This is a genomic window from Flavivirga sp. 57AJ16 (assembly GCF_028736925.1).
Taxonomy (GTDB): Bacteria; Bacteroidota; Bacteroidia; order Flavobacteriales; family Flavobacteriaceae; genus Flavivirga.
The window spans coordinates 170,130-196,026 of the sequence record NZ_JAQZAT010000010.1 but is presented as its reverse complement, the minus strand read 5'-3'; the positions used below and the strand labels follow the sequence as shown (position 1 = coordinate 196,026).

Here is a 25,897-nt window from a genome sequence, read left to right as displayed (position 1 = left end):
TGCAGTTTAGCCCTAGAAAAAAAAGTGTTAATTAACGAGAATTGGAAAGGTTTGATTGAGTTTTCTAAAAATTATGCAGAATAAATAGAGAACAGCCATCGACAAGCTCGGACTGACATTTTGTTATTTAAATTGTCAACCTAATTAAATGAAAAGTAGTTATTTTAAATTAATGACATTGAAACGAAAAGACAAATCAAACTCATTCAGTCATGCTGAGATAAAAAGTTTGAAGTTTTCAGTCACAGTTTTCAGTTTAGTCCTATTCGCCACTTTTAGTGTGAACGCCCAAACATCATATAAGAAAACCTATTATGATAACGGCCATATAAAATCTGAAGGATGGATAAATAATGATCATAAGAAAATCAACTATTGGACATTTTATTATCCTAACGGTCACGTTAAAAAAGAAGGCCATTTTCAACAGGATAAACCTGTAAAATATTGGTATTTTTATGCCGAAAATGGCAATAAAAAATCGGAAGGCCATTTTATTGATGGTAAAAAGAACAATTGGTGGCTGTTTTATAACGATATGGAAAAAATTGATCACAAATGCCAATTAAAAGACAATCAGAAAAACGGTTATTGCTTGATGTATAAAAACGAAAAATTAGTTTCTGCAAAAAAGTATAAAGCTGGTAAAAAAATTAAGGAGTGGACAGATTACAAGTCCTTTAAGAAAGAAAACAAACTCTCTGATCTTCAATGACACGTATAAAAGTTATCATACCCGCTTATAATGAAGCGGAATCAATCGCGAATGTCATTAATGATATCCCAACCAGTGTTGATGAAATTATTGTAGTGAGCAATAATTCCAATGATGATACCGAAATTAATGCAAAAAAAGCAGGTGCAACCGTTTTAACCGAGGCCAATAAAGGTTACGGTTATGCTTGTTTAAAGGGGATGGATTATATCGCAAACCAAGAAAAGAAGCCAGACATTATTGTGTTTTTAGATGGTGATTACAGTGATTACCCTGAAGAACTAACCAAAATTGTCGATCCCATTATAAATGATAATATAGACTTTGTAATAGGTGCACGAGTAAAACGACTTAGAGAACAAGGTTCTATGACGGTGCCCCAAATTTTTGGAAATTGGCTGGCAACTTCTTTAATGACCTTGTTTTTTCGTGCAAAATTCACAGATTTAGGGCCTTTTAGAGCCATTAAATACGGGAAACTATTAGCACTTAATATGGAAGACAAAACCTATGGATGGACAGTAGAAATGCAATTAAAAGCACTAAAACACAAATTTACATATACCGAAATACCAGTTAATTATAGAAATAGAATAGGGATTTCAAAAGTTTCAGGCACGGTTAAAGGCGCTATATTTGCAGGCATAAAAATTTTAGGTTGGATTTTTAAATACAGTATTAAAAAATGATTCCTCAAACTATTATAATAGTGGTTTATACTATAGCTCTTTTGCTTATATTCTTATATGCATTAGCGCAATTAAACCTTCTTTTTAATTACATCAGTGCTCAAAAAAAATGTGATGATTGTTCAAAATTCGACCTTTCAAACCCTGACGAGGTTCCATATATAACGATACAACTACCTGTTTATAATGAAATGTATGTGATGGAACGTCTCCTGGATAACATGGCAAAAATAGAGTATCCCAAAAACAAATTAGAAATACAGGTTTTAGATGATTCTACCGATGAAACTATCGAAAGCACACGCCAACAAATAGAAACCTTAAAAGCTACCGGATTAGATATTAGACACATCACCAGAACCGATCGTAGCGGTTTTAAAGCAGGTGCTCTTAAAAAAGGTCTAGAAGTTGCCAAAGGCGAGTTCATTGCCATTTTCGATTCTGATTTTCTTCCTAAAAAAGACTGGTTAAAACGTACCGTTCCCTATTTTAAAGATAAAAGTATTGGCGTAGTACAGACCCGCTGGGGTCACATTAACCGTAATTATTCCATACTTACAAGAATTCAAGCCTTTGCTTTAGATGCCCATTTTACGTTAGAGCAAGTGGGCAGAAACAGTAAAGGCCATTTTATCAATTTTAATGGTACTGCCGGGGTGTGGCGTAAAGCGTGTATTATAGACGCGGGCAATTGGGAAGGTGACACCTTGACCGAAGATCTCGATCTAAGCTACCGCGCCCAATTAAAAAATTGGAAATTCAAATACCTTGAAGATGTAGAAACACCTGCCGAACTTCCAGTCGTGATAAGTGCAGCCCGCTCACAACAATTTAGATGGAACAAAGGCGGTGCAGAAAACTTTAGAAAAATGATGTGGAAGGTACTTAAAAACGAAAACATATCAGCTAAGACCAAAGTACACGGCCTATTGCACTTACTTAACAGCACCATGTTTTTAAACATCCTGATAGTCGCCGTACTAAGTATCCCCATGCTATACATAAAAAATGAATATGCCCATTTAAAGCCTTATTTTTATGTGATGAGCTTTTTTGTAGTAAGCACTATTATCTTTTTTGTTTGTTATTGGATTATGTATAAAAAAATCTATGGCGACGGTATAAAAAACTTTATAAGTTATATAGGGATGTTCTTTGTGTTTTTCTCAATCGCCATGGGCTTTTCGTTGCACAACTCTATTGCTGTTCTGGAAGGCCATTTAGGTAAAAAGAGTGAATTTATACGCACTCCAAAATTTAACATCAACACATTAAAAGATAGTTGGAAAAATAACAAATACATAAAAAAAACAGTTTCGGTACATGTTATTTTCGAAGGGTTGCTTATGCTTTACTTCGGTTTTGGCATGTACAGCGCCTTTGTTGTGGGCGATCAAGGTGGTGATTTCGGGCTCTTCCCTTTTCACCTGATGCTGTTTTTAGGTTTTGGCTATGTATTTATTAAGTCTTTGACTTCTAAGGCTTAAAAAGTATTTTGCTTAGAAAACTAATTGATTACAGTAGTTTTACCGACCTGTCGAGCCCCCCTTAAAATCAAGGGCTTTCTATTTGGATTAGCCTTCCACTTATTTAGATGGGATGTTATATGTTGGTTAAAACTCATTTAATTTTGTAACAGAGTAAGGATAAAATATAGTCAAACCAAGATAAAATGTCGTTCGAAGCTATTTTTTAAAAATCAGAAACAATATGATCATATCAGTTGTTTTTCATCTATAGACCTGACAGGTTTTAAAACCTGTCAGGTCTTTTGTAACAAAATAAGGGTAAAATAGGTTTTAGAAGATTATTATTAAAAAAAATTTCCTTAAATTATTTTAACCATGCAACACACGCATTCAGTAAGCCAGATTAAAAATGGACTCTAATACAGTTTTGGCCGTTTCACTTTTATCCGTAACTATTCATCATTCAAAGTAATACAGTTGAATCAAGATGAAATATCATAGAATGAGCAGACCCGACAGGTTTAAAAACCTGTCGGGTCTCTTCAAATGCAGATTATGTTAAATTATTATGATTATCGATTTCATGTAACAAAATAAGGTAAAATAGGTTTTAGAAGATTATTATTAAAAAAAAATTCCTTAAATTATTTTAACCATGCAACACACGCATTCAGTAAGCCAGATTAAAAATAGACTCTAATACAGATTTGGCCGTTTCACTTTTATCCGTAACTATTCATCATTCAAAGTAATACAGTTGAATCAAGATGAAATATCATAGAATGAGCAGACCCGACAGGTTTTTAAAACCTGTCGGGTCTATTCAAATGCAGATTATGTTAAATTATTATGATTATCGATTTCATGTAACAAAATAAGGTAAAATAGGTTTTAGAAGATTATTATTAAAAAAAAATTCCTTAAATTATTTTAATCATGCAACACACGCATTCAGTAAGCCAGATTAAAAATGGACTCTAATACAGTTTTGGCCGTTTCACTTTTATCCGTAATTATTCATCATTCAAAGTAATAGTTCCCAGTTCAATAACCTCAAAATGATCCAGGGTGACTTGTTGTAAGTTTTTAAGGTCGTCATTATCCCATTTTTCATGAGGCGCACCCGAAATAAACATATCAGAACCAACATCGGCCAACATAAGCCCATATTTTTTCATAGCAGTTAGGATCATTTGATTTGTTTCTGAAAAACCACTGATATCATAATCTGCTTTGAGTCGTAATCTTCCACCAAAAGGCAATAGCTCGTCGCTTGTATTTCCAGAGACGAGATGTCTTGCAGGGTGTACATAACCTTCATACACCTTACTTCTTGTGATAGTAAAACGTATAGGATGGTCTATAACGCCCTTTTCTATTTCCGGATATCTTACCAATAACGGAAATATAGGTAAACCCGCAGCATCTGCCGACGTCCAGCCATCTGGTCTAAATTCTATTTTGTTTAAATCATAGGCAGCGGCCGAAGAGGCCTCAAAACCATTGTCCACTTGGGAAGCATTATATAATTCATATAACATACCATGCTCTACATCAACAGAAATAACATGACTATCACCTGCTCCATTGCCCTCTATAGGTGCATTTAAAGGAATAGGAAACGGTCCTTGGTCGCTCTCGTCTCCATAATTCCCGTCATAGCTATTGGCCCTAAAAGCTATGGGTACTTTTGGCTGACTTCCATTTACAGCAACATAAGGAATTCCAATAGGGGCACCTTGCCACTCACCACTACCAAAATCTGGAAAAGGGCCTTTATCGGCACCTATATTATTGATTATTAAATCTGAGTTCACATCAACAGGGCTAGAAGAAATATCTACATTTAAAGGGTGTGTTACTGGAAAAATCCGAATATTTTCAACAGCCTCTATATAGCCCGTTGGATCTGGGTTGGTATTTTTATCACTGGGGTCGTCCGATGAACACGAGGTCATGAAACTTACAGCAACACAAAGAACTGCCATGTTAAAAATTGGGGTTTTCATAAGTAGGTTATTTTTGTTTGATAACGTTTTATCTTTTTGAATATTTTATTCATTGCTTAGTAAGCCATTCCATTTTTAAACCGACCAACAAATAATATTATATTTGGTACATGCTTTTAAGCTCGACTTTTTTCAAACTAAATAGAACACCATTATTACTTACGGTATTATGTGTGCTATTTTATATAACTTTTGCCTACCATTTAATCAGAACAGACTATACAAAGCTTATTATGTTATATGTTGCTTTGTTTTTTCTATTCTACAAATTGGTTCAAATTCTAAAACATAACCTCTCGCTTTTAACATGGATTGCTTTTGGATTTCGAACGATCTTTATTTTAGCTATTCCCAATTTATCCCAGGATTTTTATCGTTTTATTTGGGATGGCCGTATGATTTTAGAGGGCATTAACCCCTATTTATATACTGTAGAATCGTTTATAAACAAAGGGGAGTTTCCTGTAGCTCAAGCTCAGGAACTATATGTGGGCATGGGAGCTCTAAATGCAAGTCACTTCACTAATTACCCACCAATCAATCAACTTTGTTTTGTAATTGCCAATCTCTTTCCGGGGAAAAGCATTTTAAATGCCGTTATTGGCTTAAGGCTTATTATTATTGCTGCCGATTTTGGCACCCTTTATTTTGGCAAAAAGCTACTTAATAAACTCCATATTCCTGCTCATAATATCTTTTGGTGTATTTTAAATCCATTTATAATTATTGAGCTCACAGGAAACCTGCACTTTGAAGGGGTTATGATATTTTTCCTTATCTGGAGTTTGTATTTATTATACGCTGGTAAATGGCAATGGGCGGCCATTGTTTTAGCATTATCGATTTCCGTTAAATTAATTCCGCTAATATTTTTGCCTCTGTTTTTTAAGTGGTTTATGAAACGTAATGTCATTTCGATAGAGCGAAGCGACGAGAAATCTCGTGATGATAAAAAACGGGGCTCTGTCTACGCTGGACTAACAAAACTAATCGGATTTTACATTATAACGGCCATAACTACCCTACTCCTATTTGTACCTTTTTACTCATTGGAATTTATAAATAATTATGCTCAGACGGTCGGTCTATGGTTTCAAAATTTTGAATTTAATGCTAGTATTTATTACGTAGCCAGGGAAATTGGATACTTATTTAGAGGCTATAACGAAATTGCCATTATTGGTAAGATAACCCCAATTATTGTTGTGCTGTTCGTTTTAACAATGGCTTTTTTCAGGAAAAACAAAACACCTGTTGAACTTATAACTACGATGCTATTGGTGTTATCTTTTTACTACTTTACCGCCACTACTGTCCATCCGTGGTATGTAGCAACCCTTTTAATGTTATCAATATTTACAAAATATAAATTCCCATTGGTTTGGAGCTTTGTCATTATATTAAGCTATTTATCCTATATAAACCTTAATAAAGCAGACAAATCTGAAAACTTGTGGGTTATTGGTTTAGAATACCTTATTGTTTACGGCGTCTTTATTTGGGAAACGCTTCTAAAAAAGAATGGCTCTCAAACTAATTTTAAACGTTCGATTCTATAAATGGCTTGATCGGTATCATCAAACACCTCTATAAAAGATAACTTAAAGGATTTACCTATATAAGAATTGTCATTTTTTAAATCGTAATGATAAAGTGCTTTGGGATGAATTTCTTCAAAATCTAACTGAACTCCATCATCAAACAAAAACGTATAATAACCGTCTTTATATTGTTGAAAAATTGCTGTTTCCATTTACAAATAATTTAATAGATAAGTATTACTCTTCTTCTCCAAAATCTGTATCTGGTATTAATGGGGTTGTAGTATCGGTATCATCATCTTCATCATCATCTCCAAAATCTGCCATAGCTTTTGCTAAACGCGTCCCTACTTTAACTAAATAGATGGTATCCTCGGTTTTTACTTCAACAGCTTCAATTAAATCGTTGTGTGCATTTCTAAAGGAAATGATATGATCATCATCATATCCATCTGGAAATTTTTCAACTAAAAGATTTAAAATATCTTTATTAAGCTTCTGATAGTCAACAATAATTCGTTTCATTTTCTTAAAATCGGTTAAGTTTTAATTTCCTTTGTTAGTGTTAATATACAAATTAATTTCAGAATTTGATTTAAATAAACAAATTTAAGTGAGTATTTTCGCTCTAAAATACGCAACAAAAACCTGTATCTATATAGGGTAGATATTCTAGAATAAAAGGAAGCTAGTTCTGAGATTCGATTGCTTATCCTATAAGCTGCTTTTAAATTTGACTTCCTAACTTTCAAAAGCCCGAACATGTAAACATATTTCATGATACTCAGCTAAATGCTACTACAAATGAAATATAAAAAATTTAATTTAAAGTTTTTTTAAAATTATTTTTATAAAAAATTTTGGAACTAATTTCAATGTATAGAATTCATCTTGACTTTTTGTCTTTAATCAAAAACAAGATCGTATATCCTACCTGCCAGGGCTACGGTGTACCCACAAATAATCACACCAAGTTAATTAGTTTCTACTTTGTACCAACGGCTTGTCCGAGACGTGTTCCTCCCTTTTTAGCAAAAAAGGGAGGTGGCTGTATGTGGTAACATACAGACGGAGGGTTTGTTTTTTTAAGTGTTCTTTTCTTGTTTAATTTGTCAAACGCCCCTTTCTTTTCCTCCTGGCGTCGAAAAATTCATCCCCTCTTCTGTTGAACTACCGTGTGTACATATCTCAGTTTAGTAGAAGCCATCCTTTATATATGGAGTTAAATTCATCCAGCCCATTCTTAAAGGTTATGGGGCCGGGCGGCCTCTCCGACCTGTACCCGTTCCAACCTCCCAATCGGGCGATAATCCATGTGGCCCAACTTAACCTGTCTCCAGCATAAGGGTTCTGGGTTTTTTCTGTATTTCCTTCCAGCTTTTCATTGAGCTTTTCCAAGCACGCTATCTCTTGGGCCTCAAAGACTTCTGTAATAGGCTGGCTTTCTTCATTTTCATAGGCAACCATCATCTGGCATATCTTCAAAACACCCTGCAGAATCAGTATTGCTAGTTTGCGTATGGCCCATCCAGTTTCTAGTTCGCTGCTCTCTATGGCAAAGCCCTTCTTTTTCATTAATCTAAAAACCTGTTCTATAAACCAGCGGCAACCGTACCAATCTATGATTGCCTTTGCCTGGTCTACCGTTTCTATGGTATGGGTTGTCCATAGCCTCCAACAGACAGGGGCTTCTCCTTTTGGCACTGTTTTCTCTGATTCTTTAGCTTCTATGATGTAGAGGCTCAGTGTTTTTGGAAGATGGCTACGGCACTTCCCGGGCCGTTTGATTTCTACTTGCTCATACCTGATTTCCATGTCTGATTGTCTGGCCTTTCTGTTGTTGCGCACGTCTTCATCAATGGCAATGGTGTAGGTTGCCTGTGGCTGTAACTTCTTTAAGTGATCAAATAATTTATCTGTGCCAGAAGCCAGTTTTCGATTTGTGCTCGCACGCACTAAAAGATGGGTCTTATCATCTGGTATCAAGGCAAACTGCTCATATATGTCTCCTTCTCTGTCTTGGATAATGGTAATGGCATCTGATTCTGCAAGGTTTTGCTTTGAGGCTTCGCTACTGCTTATCCATTTATAGGACTCTTTCTCTTCTATGGGAAGTTTATGGTATTGCCTGCTATGCCTGGTGCCATTGTCTTTGTCGCGATGCCATAGCTCTATATGGGAAAAACCAAGGGGTGTAAGGGTATGTGCGTCCAACACTAAACTAGGGTGTAGAAAAAAGCCCGTATGGTTACTGATTCTTACTGGGCCAAGGCCTGTGCCGGGTTGTAACCTGCCTGAATGTTTTGTGAAATCAAACTCTGTTCCGTCCTGAATTACTAAAAGATGACGCCCCTTACAGTGAGCTTTTAATCGGGAGGTGCATTCTGATATAAGTGCTTGTTCTTCCACTTTGGGATTGTTTAAGAATCTATAATTGGCTCGCTGTTCTGCATAATCTCTGGATATATGCCGGATGGTACTACTCTTCCCTCTTATTATCGAGTTTAATAATGTAGCCCCCTTTTTACCAACCGCTGGTCGGGTAAATGGCCGGTAAAGTCTATCGAATCCTTGATCGGTTCTGTTTGCATTATCTTGTCTGTTTTTTTATCATAAATATAATTCAATATTTGTGTACACACGGTAGTTCTGTTGAAGTGGGGAGTCGGTTCAATTATAATGACTTACTGTATAATAACACTTATCTGTCGTGAAAGCTATTGGCTGATCCCTTTAAGTGAACTGCGGACAAAATATAGTTCCTTAAATGATGTGAGTACACCGTAGCTTCCCGAGATAAGTTTTAGGAAATAGAAAAAGTAAAGATGCTCTCATTTTTTAAGTTGTATTCAAAAAAAAGCTACCCAAATAGGTAGTCGTGGTTGGAAGAAATTCTGACCACTACTATCTAAAAGACTAGTTTTTGTCCGTTCGAGCATTACTGAACTACAAAATATATTTTGTAGAGAGAGAAGCGAGAATAGTTTGCTGAGAACTAAAAACACCTCATTAAATATGGAGGTTTTGACGAAGTTTATGCTACGCAGTCAATTATTATAAGTCGAATAAAGAATTAATTAACGTGAGTTCGATTTAAAACCTGTCTGCCGACAGGCAGGCAAGGGAGTTTTTAACAATAAATTCACTAATAAAGCGATTTGTCGCCTTGAGCGCAGTCCGAAAGGTCATTAAAACTAGCTATTTAAATGGGTTTTGGATTGCGCTCAACCTGACAACCAAGACTAAATTATTGATAGTCAGATTAATAATATTATGATTACATCGAACTCACGTTAATTATATCTAAATTTTCTCTTCATCAGATATTTTTAAATTAGAAAAAACGATGCTGTTTCATAATTTTATGATAGATGTATTTAACCAATTATCGACATAAATAAAAGAGTTAGCCCTCATGTCGATTAAGATTATAATTTTTATATTTACGAGGAATTTAACTACTCTAATATAAAGTTTATTATGAAAAAAGCCCCGATACACAAGGTAATATCTTGTGGGAAGTACCTATTAAAATCAGATTTCATATATGAATACTATGATGATGATCCTTTTGCTTCGCTTACTATAAAATGTTCGAATGATGTTAATAACAATGAAAAAACTTTTCGTGCAGAAATAATAGCAATGATACCTGATAAAGTTAATGATTTTGATGTATTTGTTAGAGATGTGAAACAAATTGGAGATACCGATGTTTATGCTAGGAACATTGCCGTAAAGTGGGCAAGTACTGAAATACCTTTGACAGGAAAACAAGATATCTGGTTAATCCAGATTGAGTATAAAAGCAGCGAAGCATGTGAAAATGGAATCAGGGCATTCTATGAATATGATAAACTAGATGATGATAAAGTTGAAACTACAAGAGGAACAGTAACGACCTCTGCCGACCCTGAATGGGAAGGACTAAGGTAGTTTAGTTTTTCTTAAGATGCACAGACTATCATTAAAAAAACAATACCTCTTTCTTTTAGGGGGCATGTATAGTTTTATCCTTTTTGGAATCGAAAAACAAGCAATTGTCCGGATAGATCAAGAACTAAAAAAGCAATGTTATCATTGCTCAGCATCTACGACCTTTTATAATGATAAAGATACATATCATGGGTTACATATTGCATTCTCTTCAAATAATATAGACAGGGCTTTTGCATTATGTAATGAATTACTGAGACGGAATATTATAAAAAAACCAGAAGCGAAGTTTTGGTTATATACTATAAAAGGGCGTATTCTTAAAGAAAAAAAACTATATCCGTTAGCCATAAAGGCCATTTCTAAAGCTATTGAAATAGGTCATGCCAATGAGATTCTATATGTAAAGGAGTCTTATGCGACCCAGGGACAATTATATTATGAACTCAAGGAGTTTCATAAAGCAGTCACTGTTTTAGAACAATGGAGATCCGTCCATAATAAAAATGATATAAATTGGAATGTGAACCTACATAATTTGGGGATATGTTATTTACACTTAAAATCTTACGCTAAAGCCTCAGAGAGTTTACAGGAAAGTTTGGCAATAAACCAGAAACGCGGAGACACCCTAAACATGGCAAAATCTGCTATGGATATTGGCAATCTATATTATGTACAGTATCTAGATAGCATTGCTATTCCGTATTTTAAAAAAGGTTTGGAGTATGCAAAAAAAGCAAAAGATCTTAAAACGCTACGAAATGCTTATTTAAATATGGCTATAGTAGAAGAGAATAGAAAACGGTTTAAAAAGGCACTGGAATACAGAAAAGAAGCTGAAAAAGTAAAAGATTCTATTTGGAACAGGGATAAAATCTGGCAGTTAGCAGAAAAAGATAAAGAATTGACTGTACGACTGAATGAAGAAAAATTGGCAAAAGAACGCTTAAAACGTCATGGAGCTTTTGTTATTACATTTTTTAGCTTGGCAGGTATTGTTTTGGTGCTCTTTCTTGGCATAAAACTCAGAAAAAAGAACCGTAAGATTACATTTCAAAAAAAGAAGGTAGATGCGCTCAATACAACCAAAGATAAATTGTTAACTATTCTTTCTCATGATCTAAAAACCCCTGTATATTTTTTAAGCAATAAATTACTAGCTTTAAGTACAAAAGACAGTAAAGAGCAACGATACCTTGATAAAGAGATACAGGCATGTTACAGTATTGCTTCTAATACTAGTTTATTGATTGAAAATACTTTGCAATGGGCATTAAATAATAGGAATAAACTTTTGTTTAAACTTACCGTGATACATCTGGAAACTATGATAGATCAGGTACTGTATTATTTTAAACCAGTTATAGCCTTAAAGAAACTCAATCTTAATATTCAAATACCAGAATTTTGCACTGTAACAGGGGACAATAATACATTAAAAATTATATTTAGAAATATTTTTGATAATGCCGTTAAGTATACCCCAGAAGAAAGAGCCATTACAATTACTGCCAAAGAAGATAACGAAAGTATCCTTTTAATAATAGAGAATCCAGTTCTGGATAAAAAAACAAGTTCAAATGTCTCGGGGCCTTTTAACTCTACAGGGTTAGGACATCAGTTATGTAAAGAATTTGCTATAAAAAATGGAGGTGTTTTTGAAGTTTTTGAAACGTCCTCTTATATCCAGATCTCACTTTCTTTAAGAAAAAGCCATCAAGATGAATATATTTCTGTTTGAAGACAATCAAGAAGATATAGATCGTTTAAAAACAACAATTTGTGGAAATTACGATCTCATTGTAGCTAATACTATTGAGGATAGTCTAGAAATGATAAATAATGTTTCTTTTGATATTGCTATTTTAGATATTTTTATTGATGGAATGCCCAAAGGAATCAATTTAGCCAATAGCATTAATGCGTTAATCCCCAAAAAACCTATCATATTTTTAACCAGTAGTATGGATAGAACCGTTTTTGAATGTGCTAAATATACTGAACCTAGTTCTTATTTAATAAAACCTTTTAACCCCTTAGAGCTACAATATGCCATAGAATTAGCTTTTGAGGAATTTACCCGGCAACCTGCAGCATTTGCAACTACTAATGGCGTAATACTTCAGGATTATATTTTTGTGAAGTCCGATAAAATCATTTCTAAAGTAAATATAAAGGAAGTAATATACGTAGAAACCGATGCTAATTATTGTAATTTGGTTACCGCAGACCAAAAATATTTGATCAAGGTTTCATTACAAAAATTATTGGATCAAACCTTAAAACCATTATTTATACAAGTACACCGCAGCTATGTAGTAAATATAGATATGATCGAGCATATTTATTTACAGGACAATTTGGTTATTATGGAAAATGGTGAAAAAATAACCCTAAGCCATCGTTTTAAAAGTCAAATTTTAAAGACTATGAATCTTTTTAAATAATGTGGGATAAAGTTAAGTTTTAAAAGAAAGAGGGTGTCTAAAAAGTAAGTTCGATGTCATATTGAGCTTGTCGAAATATTTTTAACTTACTGATAATCAATATCGGTTTCGACAGAGCCTGTACTGAGCGAAGCCGAAGTACTCAACCTGACAAATCAAATTATAAAGACTTTTTAGACACCCTCTCCTTGCTTTTAATACCAGTAAAACTATCAAGAAATATTTAGGTTTCAGGAAGTAAAACAATAGAGGTGCCCCAGTTTGCCTGTTAATTACAATCAAGTCTTTGTTCTTGGTTCTAATAGCGAAGCGGCCTTACGGCTTTAGTCGGACACTAATGATTATAAAACTAAATTAGCTTCACTTTTTGCACTATTATTATCAGCCTGTTTGCCACCTGCCATTAAAAGACATTGAATAGACTGACCCATACCGTAGTACCCAATTAATCCCATTTTTATTGTAAATATTTCGGGATTCTTTGCAAATGGTGACGCAATTCTATTTAAATTCCAAAAAGCAGTCGTAATGGCACCTGTTACACTTTGTGATGTAGTACTATAGCCTAAAGGAGCAAATGATGTTATTAGACCAGCGACCCCTAAAGTACAGTCAATAAATTTGGTAGCATTTGCCCAAACTTTCATTTTAGGGTCGGTATTTTGTCTGTATGTAAATACATCTACAAGCTTTTCTATAACAGTTATACCATAGATTACTTCGTTCATTACTTTATCCCAGCGTTGCTTTGTGCTTTTAATTAAACCTGCGGCAAAATTTGGTGCTGTTGTTGTATAGAAGCAAATACCGTGTAATATAGAAACCGATTTAGAATCTGGTGCTGTTTTTTTTGCTATGTTTAAACCAATAAAAACAAAACTACTACAAAAGGCAGTAAGCCTCAGGGCTAATATAAAGCCTTCTTGAAGCGGAGTTAGATCATCATCGGTAGATTGCGTTTTAGTAATATTTGTTTCTGCAAGTTTTCTTGCCTGTGTGGCATTACTTACTGAAGGGTTTAGTACATCTTGTAATTGACTCCAAGAAGATGCAGAAATTAACGCACTTGTAGTTGCGTTATCTGGAAATGGTGCTTCATCTTTAAAAACTTTATACAATAGTGTTGCAGGAATGGCAAGTGCTAAACATACAACATCTAATAAAGACAGATCGTTTCCTGTAATTTTCTTATACAACCAAGATAATACAGGTATTTCAATCTTAGCATCTAAAATGTCTAATACACCTTGCATTAAAATCTTAATAATATCTAAGGCAGTATCTACTAGGCTTTCTACGCTCTCAATTAAAATATTTCCTATAATAGCGATACTTCTTTTTATAATTTCACCAATTGGTAAGGTATCTACCTGATTAATGACTTGCGTCTTAAAAGTATTGAAAGCATTTTCAAAAATGTCTCCTTCTGTTTCAATTGCAGAAGCCAAGGTATTTAAAAGGTCTTCTAATTGATTTGTTACGCCATTGATTATACTTGTATTGGTTGTAGATTTTGCTGCACCATTATTTAGATGATACGTTCCGTAGTTAGATTGGGGGTCGTCTTTTCCAGGGCAGCTTCCTACAGCTGCGGATTTTTCAGAAAGACTACCTGTTATTGTTTCAAGTCCAGCCAAGCTATCTATACGGCTTTGAAGATTATCAAATATAAGGTTCACATGCTCTTTAAGATCATCTACTTGATTTACAGAATTCTCGATACCTCTTTTAAACACATTTTTTAAAACATTATGTGTTCTTATAATGTCTCCCCACTTAAATAAGAACCCAATCCACTTAATTAAATCTTCAACAAATACCTTAATCTTGTTGAAAACAAATTCTACAGCACTTACTATAGTATGGTAGCAGTCTAAGACAAAAGTGTATAATTCTTCTCCAATAGTAATAAAGAAGTTAGCCACTCCATCAATCACTTGTACAAAGAAGTTTTTTACATCGTTTAAAGTATGTTTAATCCATTTAAAGATATCTCCAGCTTCTGCAACAATAGCATGTCCAATATCATCTGTTTGAACAGTTGCAGAGCGAAGTGCAAACTTATCTGTTTGGTTGTTTTTTTGGATGCCAAAATGCGATAATGCGTCTTCACCAGAATGATATGAAGAACCATTGATATTAAAAGACATGCCCCAGATTGTATTGTCTGTAGCTACAAAATTACTAGCATTATAAGACATAAGAACAGCATGTCTTGTTTTGGCTCTTCCGTGAACGTTTCCGTCTTGAGGAACATTTTTTGAAGCCGCTACAAATTGTTGAATTGCTTGAGCCGTAGATGCTTTGTCTTCAGCAGAAATATTACTAGAAACTAGTTTCTGAGTAGAGCCATCTGCATTGGTAACAGTTACATTACCAAGATCTTCTCCAGATTTGATGCTTTCCATAATGTTCATCATTTTTACCATTGGATTCACACTAACGGTATCTGGAGCACCTGCTAGTTGAAGGTTATAGCATACGCCTCCAATTTCTTGAGTTTCTTGGAGTATCGTTATAGTTCCTGTTTCGTCTGTAATAACTTGGTGAGGAACAGCTGGTGAGAGAATAGTAAATTTATTATTAATGTATACCGATACAGGACTAGTTGCTGTAATATCAACACGTTGATTACTTGCTACTAAATTATCTTCTCTTGATACCTGTATATGAGTCGTGTAGGTATTAAAAGACAATACATCATTAACATTTGTTGTTGGCAACGTAATATGTCTCTGCTCCCACATGGTAGTTGTAGGGTTTTGAATGAGTTTTACTAAGTTAGTGCCATCTGTATGTGCAAAAATTACATTACTAGAGTTTTCAGTATTCAAGTAGCTTGCAATTTGTGTTACTTCTGTTAAGATAGGAATTGGAGTAGACCAAGCTGTTGGTTCTGTTTCCCATCCTATAGGACACTTTGTATAAAAAACTTGTCCTTGTTTGTTAAGTCCCCAAACAACAATGTCCAAATTATTTGCATTTGCATGCAATTCTGTAACGTTTAAGAAAAGATCATTTTCTAAGATAACTTGACCAACATCTCCATCTTCTTGCTTGTTATAAGGAAAATAGTGTAATGCTTTGTCTCCAGAAACAAATAAAGCAGTTCCATCAGGGTTATTTTTTACCGAAGCCATGGCACTTGCTCCAGTAGGTAAGGCTAACCTAATTGGATTTGCAGGTATCGCAGGGTTAAATACATTGTATAAAGGTGTATAAATTAATTCTGTGAGCGTATTAATTTGTCCCATGGTATAGATACCTTCAACCAATTGATCTGATTTTTTTCCAAGGCAACTAGAAATTTTATAGGCATTTAAATCGGCAGATAAATCATGTTCATTCCATACCTGGCCAGTATTTTTCTTACTTGGGTCAAGGTAGTATCTATTTACAAATGTATTGGAATTACGGGAATCCTTAAGAATGTCTACGACAATATACTCTGTATTGGTGCTTTCTGCAATGTATATATCACTTACTTCAACTTTTGGATGGGGATGAGACTTATCATCATATGCTTGTATAGACCAAATAAGATCTGAAGCCCAAGTAACATCTTCGTTAACAAGATTTAAAGCGGTATAAATATAATCTTGATTTTCGCCTTTAATTGCTATAATAATATCTATATTATTAGTAGCTATATTTTGACCAACTTTAAATGTTTTTACTGCTATTTTTATACCGCCATTAAATTCACTTAAGCAAGAAGATAAATCTGTTTTTACCCATCCACTTTCAGAACCAGGTACTTCTCTTGTTAAGTAAAGAACATTATCTGTTCCTATAGAGAAAAATAATGAGTGCCCCTCTTTGGTTTGAAGTGCTTGAAAAGCTTTTTGAGGAGACATAATGTCTGCCTGCTTATTATTCTCCATCAATTCTGATGAAGCATTAATTTTAATATTCATATTATTTAGAATTAAGTTATAGGAAATATATTTACGATACAGTTTCTGGGGTTTTAATTGTAGCAGCCGCAGTTGCAGCAGCTTTAAGAGCAGATCTTTTAGCTATCATTTTAGTTGATGGTTCTACATAAGTGACATCCGAAACCAAATCTTGGCTATTTGAGAACTTAGCATTCTTAAATACAAATGTTTGACTTCCTGGAAACACCCAAATTCCAGATCCGTTTAACATGCTTTCTATTCTATTTTGATGACCAGTCATAAAATTGTTCATCCAGCCTTGAGTTGTATTTTTCATAGTCTTTATTAATTTGTCAATAAAGCCTAAAGTTGCAATTTTTGCCCAAGCACTTGAATCCATACGATCAGATTGATCTACAATTTTTGGAGCCGATCCTTTAACGGTTAAATTCCCATAGCTATTTACCCCAATAGTGTATACTACGGTAGATTTATACTTTGAACAATTTCCTTCAACAACTATTCCCCAACCACCGTTTACGTGCAACCATACTGTTGCCGTAGTAACAGTTCTAATTGTTGTACCCTCTAAATAAACATCTGTTTTAAGGTTATAATTGTAGTCTATATTTCCCCAATTTGGAATATGAGTATCACTGGAATGAGATTTCCTAGAAAAATTATAGGTTAAGATCTTAGAAGTCCCATCATTTACAACTTGATAAAATTGTGGTCTTGTTTCCCTTTTCCATCCCCATTTGAACTTTACAGATATAAAGTTTGCATGTACATTGCAGTTAGGAATAATACAAGCTGAATTTAGTGTTGGAGATAATACCGTGCTAAGGAAATTAGTAAATATTCCTTTTTTAATAGCCATTGCTCCATGATATTCAGATTTATTTACTTTATCTACCCAGTTCCATTCAAATTGAACAGGTGCAGGCATCTTGTTGTATTCTGTCATCACTAACCAATTTAAGGTATACATTTCATACTCTTTAGTGGCATTCCCTTTGTCATCTAAATATGGAGAAACCATAAAGTTTAAGTCTGTAGGAGCAATAGAAGATGAGTCTCCTGTACAAGAAGGTTTTATAGAATATCCTAATAAATAGTTACCATCTGGATTTATCTCAGACTTACTGTTGTCTTGCATATTCTTAAAATACTTGTTTAAGAATATTTTTGTTAAATAAATGTACACATCACTCGTTGGGTCAAGATTTTTAATCTCTGGCGTAGATTCTAATCCAGCAGTATTTAGATCTAAGTATAATTGCTGTACGCTAAACATAGATCCTGGGCAAAGGTTTTTAACTTGGCTTTGTACATCTTCTGGTAAATGAGAAAAGGCGCTATCATTTCCGTATAAATCTAAATCTACCGTAAAGCCAAATACCCAAGGAGCATCTTCACCTTCTTGGGATAAGTTGTTCCAACTTCCTCCGTCATATCCTCCGGTCCTTAAATCAACAACTTGAAATTCTTTACAGAAAAGATGATACGATACCGAAGAGCTTCCTTTGTCTAACTCTATAATATTTGGTAAAGAAGAAAGCGGGAAAGTAGTTGGTAATCCCATTTTTGTTTTGAATCCGAAAGCGAAAAAATTAGCAATTAACTTTTTAACTCTTTCATCGTTCATTGGCGCATCGTTAGGAACATCAAAAGGATCAAAACCCAATATTGCTTTATAAGCATTATAGTCTGTTTCAACAAAATGACTTTCCCCTTCAGGAACATCCTTTTTGTATACATAAATTTTCACAAATTCTTGACCATCAAATTTTAATAAAAATTGTTTCATCGTAGCGTTAATAGACGCTTGTGTTGTACCTACGACCATATCGTATCCATACTTGCTTGCTGATAAATCAGATTGAACTGCACTCATATTATTAGTTTTATAAATTAGACTTAATCCTTAAGTTGTTATTCCCGTTTTAAGGGAATCCAAATACAGAATTTTTGTTTTTTGATCTTTTTTGGTCAAAACTTTGTGCTCAACTTCCTGCCTGCCGGCGAGGCAGGGATTGGGTATAAAACCAACGAAATACCTCTATAGCTCTGCCTCGAGCCTGCCTGCCGGCAAAGGCAGGGATAGTTGATTTCAAGAAATTATTTATTTGCAAAAAAATGATAGTAGCTACTCAACCAAATATATTGTTTGCGATTATGTTAAACACCTCATTACTATACACATATGGCATCAAAAATTATTTATATTACCTTGATTTTAATATACCTAGTATTGTTTTCACATGCCAAAGTTGAAGAATTTAATAACAGCTTTTTAAAAATATGTATTAAGCGTCGTGTATATACTTGTGAGTGTGCAAAGTGTGTGTGTGAGCGTAAATGGTGGTGTATCAAAATAACACGTTTTGCCAAATCTCTTTTTTCAAACAAATTCAATATCTTTTTATAGGAAACCCTGTAAATCATCTTAAATTATACCAAATGAATTTCAAAATGATTGGTAATAAATTTGAATTATATTTTCTTTAGATGAGATAAAAAACATATGCATAGCCTAGTTCAATGTCATTAAGTTAAGGCCGTAATGTCAGTCTGAGCGCAGTCGAAGACCTATTGGAGTTCTAGTTTTTATTAGCATTTCGACTTTAGTTTTTGCTGAGCGCCCGCCTGCCGGACCTACGGTGTACCCACATTTTTTTTCAATATAAAGAACAAAAGCTTATTTCCTTTTTTACTTACTTTTCTTTGCTTGTCCAAAGAAAAGTAACAAAAGAAAAGACGCCCTTTCGAGAGGGATTTCTTCTCATGCTGTCGCCAGAGAAGAACCGGGCCCAAAACTTCGCGTCGCTCCACCGCAATGTCCAACGCCAATGCTCCTGTTCCTCGAAGCTTTTTAGTCCTTCGCGCAGTCTGGCACCTACGCTAAAATAGTCCCCCGGACTATTTTTAAACGCTCGGTCCCCTTCCGAAAGGTCGGGGACAGCCCTATGGTATTTTTCCAACAGCTAGCAGAGAGACCTGAGCGCTCTATAAAAAGCGGTATGCGAGGCTGGTACGGCAAACCTATACTGAAAGCAAGGGACATAAGACGAGTTCTTTTTATCTGTGGCCGCGACAGAAGATCATGATTTGTGGGTACTCCGTAGCTGCCGGACGGGCAGGCAGACGAAGTACAATCAATGTGACAAATAAAGAACAAATTCCCTTAACTTAATGACATCTAGTTATGGTTATGTTTTTTATTGAAATTTAAAGGAAATCGAAATCGAAGATTCATGAACACCTATTATAAAAATAAAAGATAGTGAGCTAAACGGATTTAACCAGTTGTTTTGAAGTTTATTTGGTATAAGGTTAATATATCACATAATTTTGCAAGTTTTGATGTTTTTAAGACTTTCAATTAATACTAGTTTTGTGGCATAAAACAAACATAATGGATATAGGATTTTTATTAGATATGGATGGTGTCATCTATAAAGGAAAAGAGTTAATTAAGGGAGCAGATTTATTTATCAAAAAACTACAAGAAAAAAAAATCCCCTTTCTATTCATCACAAACAATTCACAGCGTTCGAGAAGAGATGTGCAATTAAAATTGAGCAAAATGGGAATTGATGTATCCGAATCTAATGTATTTACATGTGCCACTGCCACTGCAAGGTTTCTTGCCAAACAAAAACCAAACGCTAGTGCATATGTCATTGGAGATTCTGGACTTATGAATGCTTTGCACGACAATAACATAGCAAACTGTGATTCAGATCCAGATTACGTAATTGTTGGAGAAGGAACTTCTTTTAATATGAATATGATAGAAGCAGCTACAAAAATGATTATGAAGGGAGCAAAATTAATTGCTACAAATTTAGATCCTAATTGCCCTGTAGCAGATGGAATAAGACCAGGTTGCGGAGCTATTGTTGCCATGCTGGAAACAGCTACCGGAAAAAAAGCATTCTCCATGGGGAAACCAAGTCCTATTATGTTTAGAGAAGCAAGGAAAGAATTGGGAGTGAGAACAGAAAAAACATTTATGGTTGGAGATACTATGGAAACAGATATCATCGGTGGAGTAGAAATGGGGTATAGATCTATACTTGTTCTTTCAGGAGGTACGAAAAAAGAAGACCTTAATAATTTCGCTTATCATCCCGATAAGGTCATTCCAAGTATTTATAGCCTTATGGACTTACCTGAGCTAAACTAGATGAATTTTTTAATTATTTAGCACTGTTTTTTAGTATAAGATACCAGAGAAACTATATAAAACTACCTGTATTAAATAGAAATACAAGTAGTTTTATTTTTAATATTTAGGTTTCGATAATACTTCAGATTATTGATTGTATTTTTTTATACTAAAAAATTAAAATATCTTTATAGGCACATCATATAAGCTGTCAACGCTTCTTTTTCTTTTTTTGTTAGTATTTAATTCAAAGATTATATTAAAAAATTCTGCTGAATCATCTAAATCAATGAATTAAAACAAAATTATTAAACTCTAAAAAACAAAAAAAGTCGGAAGAAAAAAATCTTCCGACCATGACTGCCCAAATAGGGCAGCTTACATTATATATGCTTTTCGTTTACAGCTTTTCTAATTTGGTAATTGTATGAACCTCTGTTTCTACATCCATACCATCAGCATCCTTATTTACTACAACTTCGGTTGTAAAAGTCACCTTAAAACTTGTACCAACTAAAGTTTGAGAGCTTAAATCGAAATCCTTTAAAACAGCATCATCAACTTTCTGAAAAGACAGAGTATATGTTTCACCATTGCTTTGAATCGTAAAATCATAAGTACTGTCCTTGTAACCATCGTAAACAGCTTCCACTTCCTTGGAATCTTGAATACTCAATTGCACTTCATTTAAAGGCCCTTCTGCCTTAAAACTTGATAATGTAAAAAACATCATCGTAAAACAACATAACATAAATAAAAGCTTTGTTCTCATTTTGATAAAATTTAAAATTAAAATAAAATAATTACAGGAGCTAACCTGCCGGTTAAGTTCATAATACACTAACAGTTTTACGTCTAAAACCATTATTAGTCATTATATTACTAAATACGCCTCAACATTTCTTTTTAGATTTTACAAAACGGCTTTTAACTAAAGATTAACAAAGTCGATGAATCCGGATTAAATATTTTAAATGAATTTCAATAAAAGTAACATAAATGAATTTTAGCCATTCCTACCTCTGGCAGCTACGGTGTACCCACAAATAATACAAATAATCACTCCTTGTTGTTAATTAGTTTCTACTTTGTACCAAAGGCTTGTCCGAGACGGGTTCCTCCCTTTTTAGCTAAAAAGAGAGGTGGCTGTATGTGGTAACATACAGACGGAGGGTTTGTTTTTTTTAAGTGTTCTTTCTTACATGTTTAATTCGTCAAACACCCCTTTCTTTTCCTCCTGAGGTCGAAAAATTCATCCCCGCTTCTACTCAACTACTGTGTGTCCACAAATAATGCACAATAAAAAGATAATGTAAATTTTATTTGTTCTTATTATAATTCACAAACCATTCATATAAAAATCATTATAGACTTAATATGACATTTTAGCTCTTTTAAAGCATTTTTAAAGTATTCAATTCCTGCACTGTAAGATGCTTCCATGACCCACGGGGAATATCTTTTTTGGTAAGGTGACCAATGGCAACACAATCCAAATTTTCAACCTCGTACTTTAAATAGTCAAATATGGTACGAATAATGGTGTTTCCTGTATTTTTAATTTTAAGCCCTATTTCTTTTTTTGAAGCCCCATCGATATAACTAATCTCTTCAACAGCAATTAATTTCCCTTCTACCTTAAAACCTGCCTGGATCTTTTTTAAATCTTCCAGCTTTAAGTTTTTATTTAATTCTATATGAAATAAACGGGGCACGCCATTTTTAGAGTTTGTAAACTTATCTACAATAGTATCATCATTGGTGAATAGTAATAAACCTTTAGAGTTTCTACCCAAACGACCGATGGGCTTTATTCTGGAAGTTGTTGCATTGGCAACTAAGTCCATAACTGTTCTACCTTTCCCTTCACTGGTTGTCGTCGCAAAACCCTTTGGTTTATTGAGCAATACATAAGCTTTTTTTTCTGGGTTAATACGGGCACCATCATAACGAACCTCATCATCTATTTTAACTTTGTATCCCATTTCTGTAATCACCTTTCCGTTTACAGAAACTAAGCCAGTAGCAATATGGACATCGGCTTCCCTACGAGAGCACATTCCAGAATTAGCTACATACTTGTTCAATCTAATTTCGTTAGGGTTAGATGGTTTTTTATTTTGCTGAGTGTCGTTCTTTCTAAAAGGTGCATGTCCTTTCGCAAAACTTCTCTTGGCGTCTTTTTTATTACCTCTAACCGAAGACTTTCCTTTTCTTTGCCCACCTTGTTGCTTACTCATTACTCTATTTTTTTGCAAAGATACAGAAAGGCTAACAGCTTTCAATCAACAAAATACCAAAAACTCCTTTATAAAAATAACGTAGCATATCACCTCCTTATAGAAATGGCCACCACATGAATGAGGTGACCATTTTTAAATATACTTTTACTTTAACCCTACTCGTTTATTAGCATCCATAAACCAGAAAAATGTATCATTCATGCCCAGGGCATCACCTGTATTAACAGGTCCCCGAACATTATTTGAACTCCCATTGGGGGGGGATCGTAAAATTGACCAACCACCTTGAGCTACCCATATAAAATCGGTCGTTTGTATAGCTATATCCCCTTCTCATATGAAATAAGTTCAACCATCCATATACCAGCCAGTCCTGCCATACAACTTCCTTTAATAAAAGAATTTCTCGAAACTAACTATACCTACCTAGCCGGACAGACAGGCTCTACAGAAACCCTGCCTTTGCCGACAGGTCCGACGCAATGCGTCGAGGCATGCTTTTCGATTAAATTCGATTTAAAACGACAGTAATATCAATCAGTAAAATACTAAAAACACCTAATACAATAATGAATTTTAATGTATTATGAAGAATAAGATAGTGTGTTTTTGTTTTAGATTTCCAAAGTAATACCAGAAACCCGAGCAATAACAAGGTACTTAAATAAAAATATAAATTCATATGTCCAACTTCAAACTTAAACAATAACAAATAAGTTGGGATCAAGGTTAAACCAGACAAAAGGGTTAACATGAACTTAGAGGCTTTTTCGCCATAAGCGATTGGAATGGTTTTATAATTCTGCACTAGATCTCCTTTTATATTTTCTAAATCCTTAGTGAGTTCCCGCATTGAAATAATTAAAAACAAAAACATGGCATGTACAAAAATGACCGTTTCAAAATTTTTATAATACATGAAAATGGCAAAAAATGGTGTAATAGTTAAAACAGCGGATGTTAGATTTCCAATAAACGGCCGTTTTTTTAACTTATGGGAATAAAACCAAATGGCAAAAATATAAATAGAAAAGAATACTACAGCCTTAAAGGAAACATAGCTAGCCATAATAACCGCTAAAAAATTTAAAACAAAGTAAAAAGAGAGTTTTGTATTTTGACTCACTAACCTATCTAATCTGGATTTAATGGGCCTATTGATTAGATCTTTCTCCGAATCATAAAAATTGTTTATAATATACCCTCCTGCTATGGTTACAGATGAGGCTAAAACAATCATAAATAAATTAAGATCGAAAACGACTTGTTTTAACGGTTTGTTATGTGCCAAAATATAGATAGATGTTAAATATTGTGCAATAACAATAATTAAAATATTATAGCCCCTTACAACAGAAAACAAGCTGAAAAACTTGAGTAAAATATGTTTTTGCCTTCTGTTTAACATAAAAAACTTAATATTAAAAATCAAGAATTTGGAATGACAAGCGAAGTTTAGAAGTTATAAACAACTTCTAATTTATAGTCTCTTAGGGATTGTTTTGCTCTATCAATATTTTCTGTAAATCCAAGAATGTAACCACCTCCACCAGAACCACAAAGCTTTAAATAATATTCGTTTGTTTCGATCCCTTTTTTCCAAAGCTCATGAAACTGTTGAGGAATCATAGGTTTAAAATGGTTTAGAACTACTTTAGACAAGTGCTTTGTATTCTTAAATAACGATTTAATATTTCCATTTAAAAAATCGTCAATACAAGCATCGGTATGTTTTATAAATTGGTCTTTAAGCATACTACGAAAACCTTCCTGCTTCATATTTTCCATAAAAATATGCACCATAGGGGCCGTTTCTCCAATAATACCACTATCTAATAAAAACACGGCATTTTTACCTTCATTCTTTTGGGAAGGGATCCCCGTTGCTTCAATATTATCTTTAGAATTGATTAGGATTGGAATACTTAAATAACTATTTAATGGATCTAACCCAGAAGATTTCCCATGAAAAAAAGATTCCATTGCCGAAAAAATGGCTTTTAATTTCAACAACTTCTCTCGTGTTAGATTCTCCAATACCGTAATTTTGTTCTGAGCATATTTATCGTAAATAGCAGCAACTAATGCACCACTACTCCCAACACCATAACCTTGTGGGATAGAAGAATCGAAATACATACCTGCATTAACATGCTGTTTTAACAACTCAATATCAAAAGTCACTAATTTAGAATCTATATTTTCTAGATAACCAACAAAGCGCTTTAAACTTGCGTTTGATTCGATAGCTGTATCAGAAGGATTTTCGGCCATCTTTAAAGCACCATTATAAAAATTATAAGGTATGGACAATCCTTTGGAATCTTTAATGATTCCATATTCTCCGAAGAGCAATATTTTTGAGTAAAAAAGAGGTCCTTTCATATTCTAAATTGACAATTGACAATTGAAAATTGACAATGTAAAACTGACAATTAACGTTGCTTTGAGGCTTTAATAATACTTATTAATAATTTTAATAGTTCTTTAATATCTAATTGAATACTAAGATACTCAGAATTATTCATATAATCCGTTTCATTCAGCAAATCTAACCAATATTCCGTTTCGTTAGCCTCTTTTAAAGCAATTGATAATTTATGAATAAAATCTGCTTTACTTTCAGCGTGTTCTGCTTCTCTAATATTTGCTCCAATAGATGTTCCTGATCTCAATAATTGTTTAGAGATTACAAACTCTTTTTTTTCTTCAGCTAAGAACTTATATAAATTAACAATTCTAACGGCAAAAAGATAACTTTTAGATTTAACAACATTATCCTTTTTCATTGTC

Annotated in this window: 19 protein-coding genes; 8 read left to right on the top strand and 11 right to left on the bottom strand. The window is 33.9% G+C overall.

The features are described from left to right. Positions 1–178 precede the first annotated feature (178 nt). The 3 genes from PQO00_RS12950 to PQO00_RS12940 are packed head-to-tail and all read left to right on the top strand — an operon-like array spanning position 179 to position 2,891. Positions 179–715, top strand: a complete 537-nt coding sequence (locus PQO00_RS12950; RefSeq protein WP_274185265.1) for a toxin-antitoxin system YwqK family antitoxin — start codon at positions 179–181, stop codon at positions 713–715. Then, on the top strand, positions 712–1,404 hold the full coding sequence (locus PQO00_RS12945; protein ID WP_274185264.1) for a glycosyltransferase family 2 protein: 693 nt from the start codon (positions 712–714) through the stop codon (positions 1,402–1,404). Before PQO00_RS12950 ends, PQO00_RS12945 begins: the two co-directional genes overlap by 4 nt. Further along, positions 1,401–2,891 carry a cellulose synthase family protein gene (locus tag PQO00_RS12940; protein WP_274185263.1) on the top strand — a complete coding sequence of 497 codons (1,491 nt, stop codon included), beginning with the start codon at positions 1,401–1,403 and terminating at the stop codon, positions 2,889–2,891. The genes PQO00_RS12945 and PQO00_RS12940 overlap by 4 nt, the downstream gene beginning before the upstream one ends. 995 nt (positions 2,892–3,886) lie before the next feature. Here the strand turns inward: PQO00_RS12940 and PQO00_RS12935 are convergent. Then, positions 3,887–4,882, bottom strand: a complete 996-nt coding sequence (locus PQO00_RS12935) for a hypothetical protein (RefSeq protein WP_274185262.1) — start codon at positions 4,880–4,882, stop codon at positions 3,887–3,889. 110 nt (positions 4,883–4,992) lie between these two features. On the opposite strand from PQO00_RS12935, the gene PQO00_RS12930 reads away from it, so the two are divergent. After that, positions 4,993–6,441: a mannosyltransferase gene (locus tag PQO00_RS12930; protein ID WP_274185261.1), complete on the top strand. Its 1,449-nt coding sequence runs from the start codon at positions 4,993–4,995 to the stop codon at positions 6,439–6,441. Here PQO00_RS12930 and PQO00_RS12925 read toward each other — a convergent pair. The 3 genes from PQO00_RS12925 to PQO00_RS12915 form a co-directional block, all read right to left on the bottom strand. After that, entirely contained in the window at positions 6,411–6,635 is a 225-nt protein-coding gene (locus PQO00_RS12925; RefSeq protein WP_274185260.1) for a hypothetical protein, read from the bottom strand. The two genes, PQO00_RS12930 and PQO00_RS12925, sit on opposite strands and share 31 nt — an antisense overlap. Positions 6,636–6,660: 25 nt before the next feature. Then, on the bottom strand, positions 6,661–6,948 hold the full coding sequence (locus tag PQO00_RS12920) for a hypothetical protein (protein WP_274185259.1): 288 nt from the start codon (positions 6,946–6,948) through the stop codon (positions 6,661–6,663). A gap of 663 nt (positions 6,949–7,611) precedes the next feature. Continuing rightward, positions 7,612–8,889 carry an IS4 family transposase gene (locus PQO00_RS12915; RefSeq protein ID WP_274185279.1) on the bottom strand — a complete coding sequence of 426 codons (1,278 nt, stop codon included), beginning with the start codon at positions 8,887–8,889 and terminating at the stop codon, positions 7,612–7,614. A gap of 1,014 nt (positions 8,890–9,903) precedes the next feature. On the opposite strand from PQO00_RS12915, the gene PQO00_RS12910 reads away from it, so the two are divergent. From PQO00_RS12910 to PQO00_RS12900, 3 genes are read left to right on the top strand one after another with little or no spacing between them, the layout of a single operon-like run. After that, positions 9,904–10,359, top strand: a complete 456-nt coding sequence (locus PQO00_RS12910) for a hypothetical protein (protein ID WP_274185258.1) — start codon at positions 9,904–9,906, stop codon at positions 10,357–10,359. A 16-nt stretch (positions 10,360–10,375) separates the two neighbouring features. After that, the gene (locus PQO00_RS12905) at positions 10,376–12,103 is read left to right on the top strand and encodes a tetratricopeptide repeat-containing sensor histidine kinase (RefSeq protein ID WP_274185257.1); all 1,728 of its coding nucleotides are present in this window, start codon (positions 10,376–10,378) and stop codon (positions 12,101–12,103) included. After that, positions 12,084–12,809, top strand: coding sequence for a LytTR family DNA-binding domain-containing protein (locus PQO00_RS12900; protein ID WP_274185256.1), 726 nt, complete (start codon positions 12,084–12,086; stop codon positions 12,807–12,809). Before PQO00_RS12905 ends, PQO00_RS12900 begins: the two co-directional genes overlap by 20 nt. 341 nt (positions 12,810–13,150) lie before the next feature. Here the strand turns inward: PQO00_RS12900 and PQO00_RS12895 are convergent, their stop codons facing one another. Continuing rightward, complete coding sequence (locus PQO00_RS12895; protein WP_274185255.1) at positions 13,151–16,726, bottom strand: hypothetical protein; 3,576 nt, start codon at positions 16,724–16,726, stop codon at positions 13,151–13,153. A gap of 31 nt (positions 16,727–16,757) precedes the next feature. Then, positions 16,758–18,584: a hypothetical protein gene (locus PQO00_RS12890; protein WP_274185254.1), complete on the bottom strand. Its 1,827-nt coding sequence runs from the start codon at positions 18,582–18,584 to the stop codon at positions 16,758–16,760. 1,521 nt (positions 18,585–20,105) lie between these two features. Between PQO00_RS12890 and PQO00_RS12885 the strand changes: the two genes are divergently transcribed. Then, positions 20,106–20,879 carry an HAD-IIA family hydrolase gene (locus PQO00_RS12885; RefSeq protein WP_274185253.1) on the top strand — a complete coding sequence of 258 codons (774 nt, stop codon included), beginning with the start codon at positions 20,106–20,108 and terminating at the stop codon, positions 20,877–20,879. 382 nt (positions 20,880–21,261) lie between these two features. Here the strand turns inward: PQO00_RS12885 and PQO00_RS12880 are convergent, their stop codons facing one another. From PQO00_RS12880 to PQO00_RS12860, 5 genes are all read right to left on the bottom strand, one after another. Further along, positions 21,262–21,633 carry a hypothetical protein gene (locus tag PQO00_RS12880; RefSeq protein ID WP_274185252.1) on the bottom strand — a complete coding sequence of 124 codons (372 nt, stop codon included), beginning with the start codon at positions 21,631–21,633 and terminating at the stop codon, positions 21,262–21,264. 622 nt (positions 21,634–22,255) lie between these two features. After that, positions 22,256–23,101: a pseudouridine synthase gene (locus PQO00_RS12875; RefSeq protein WP_274185251.1), complete on the bottom strand. Its 846-nt coding sequence runs from the start codon at positions 23,099–23,101 to the stop codon at positions 22,256–22,258. Between the two features lie 508 nt (positions 23,102–23,609). Next, on the bottom strand, positions 23,610–24,512 hold the full coding sequence (locus PQO00_RS12870) for a geranylgeranylglycerol-phosphate geranylgeranyltransferase (protein WP_274185250.1): 903 nt from the start codon (positions 24,510–24,512) through the stop codon (positions 23,610–23,612). Between the two features lie 47 nt (positions 24,513–24,559). After that, positions 24,560–25,489 carry a mevalonate kinase gene (locus PQO00_RS12865; RefSeq protein WP_274185249.1) on the bottom strand — a complete coding sequence of 310 codons (930 nt, stop codon included), beginning with the start codon at positions 25,487–25,489 and terminating at the stop codon, positions 24,560–24,562. Between the two features lie 50 nt (positions 25,490–25,539). Further along, positions 25,540–25,893 (bottom strand): four helix bundle protein, encoded by a 354-nt coding sequence (locus tag PQO00_RS12860; RefSeq protein ID WP_274185248.1) that lies wholly within the window; start codon positions 25,891–25,893, stop codon positions 25,540–25,542. Positions 25,894–25,897: the final 4 nt, after the last annotated feature.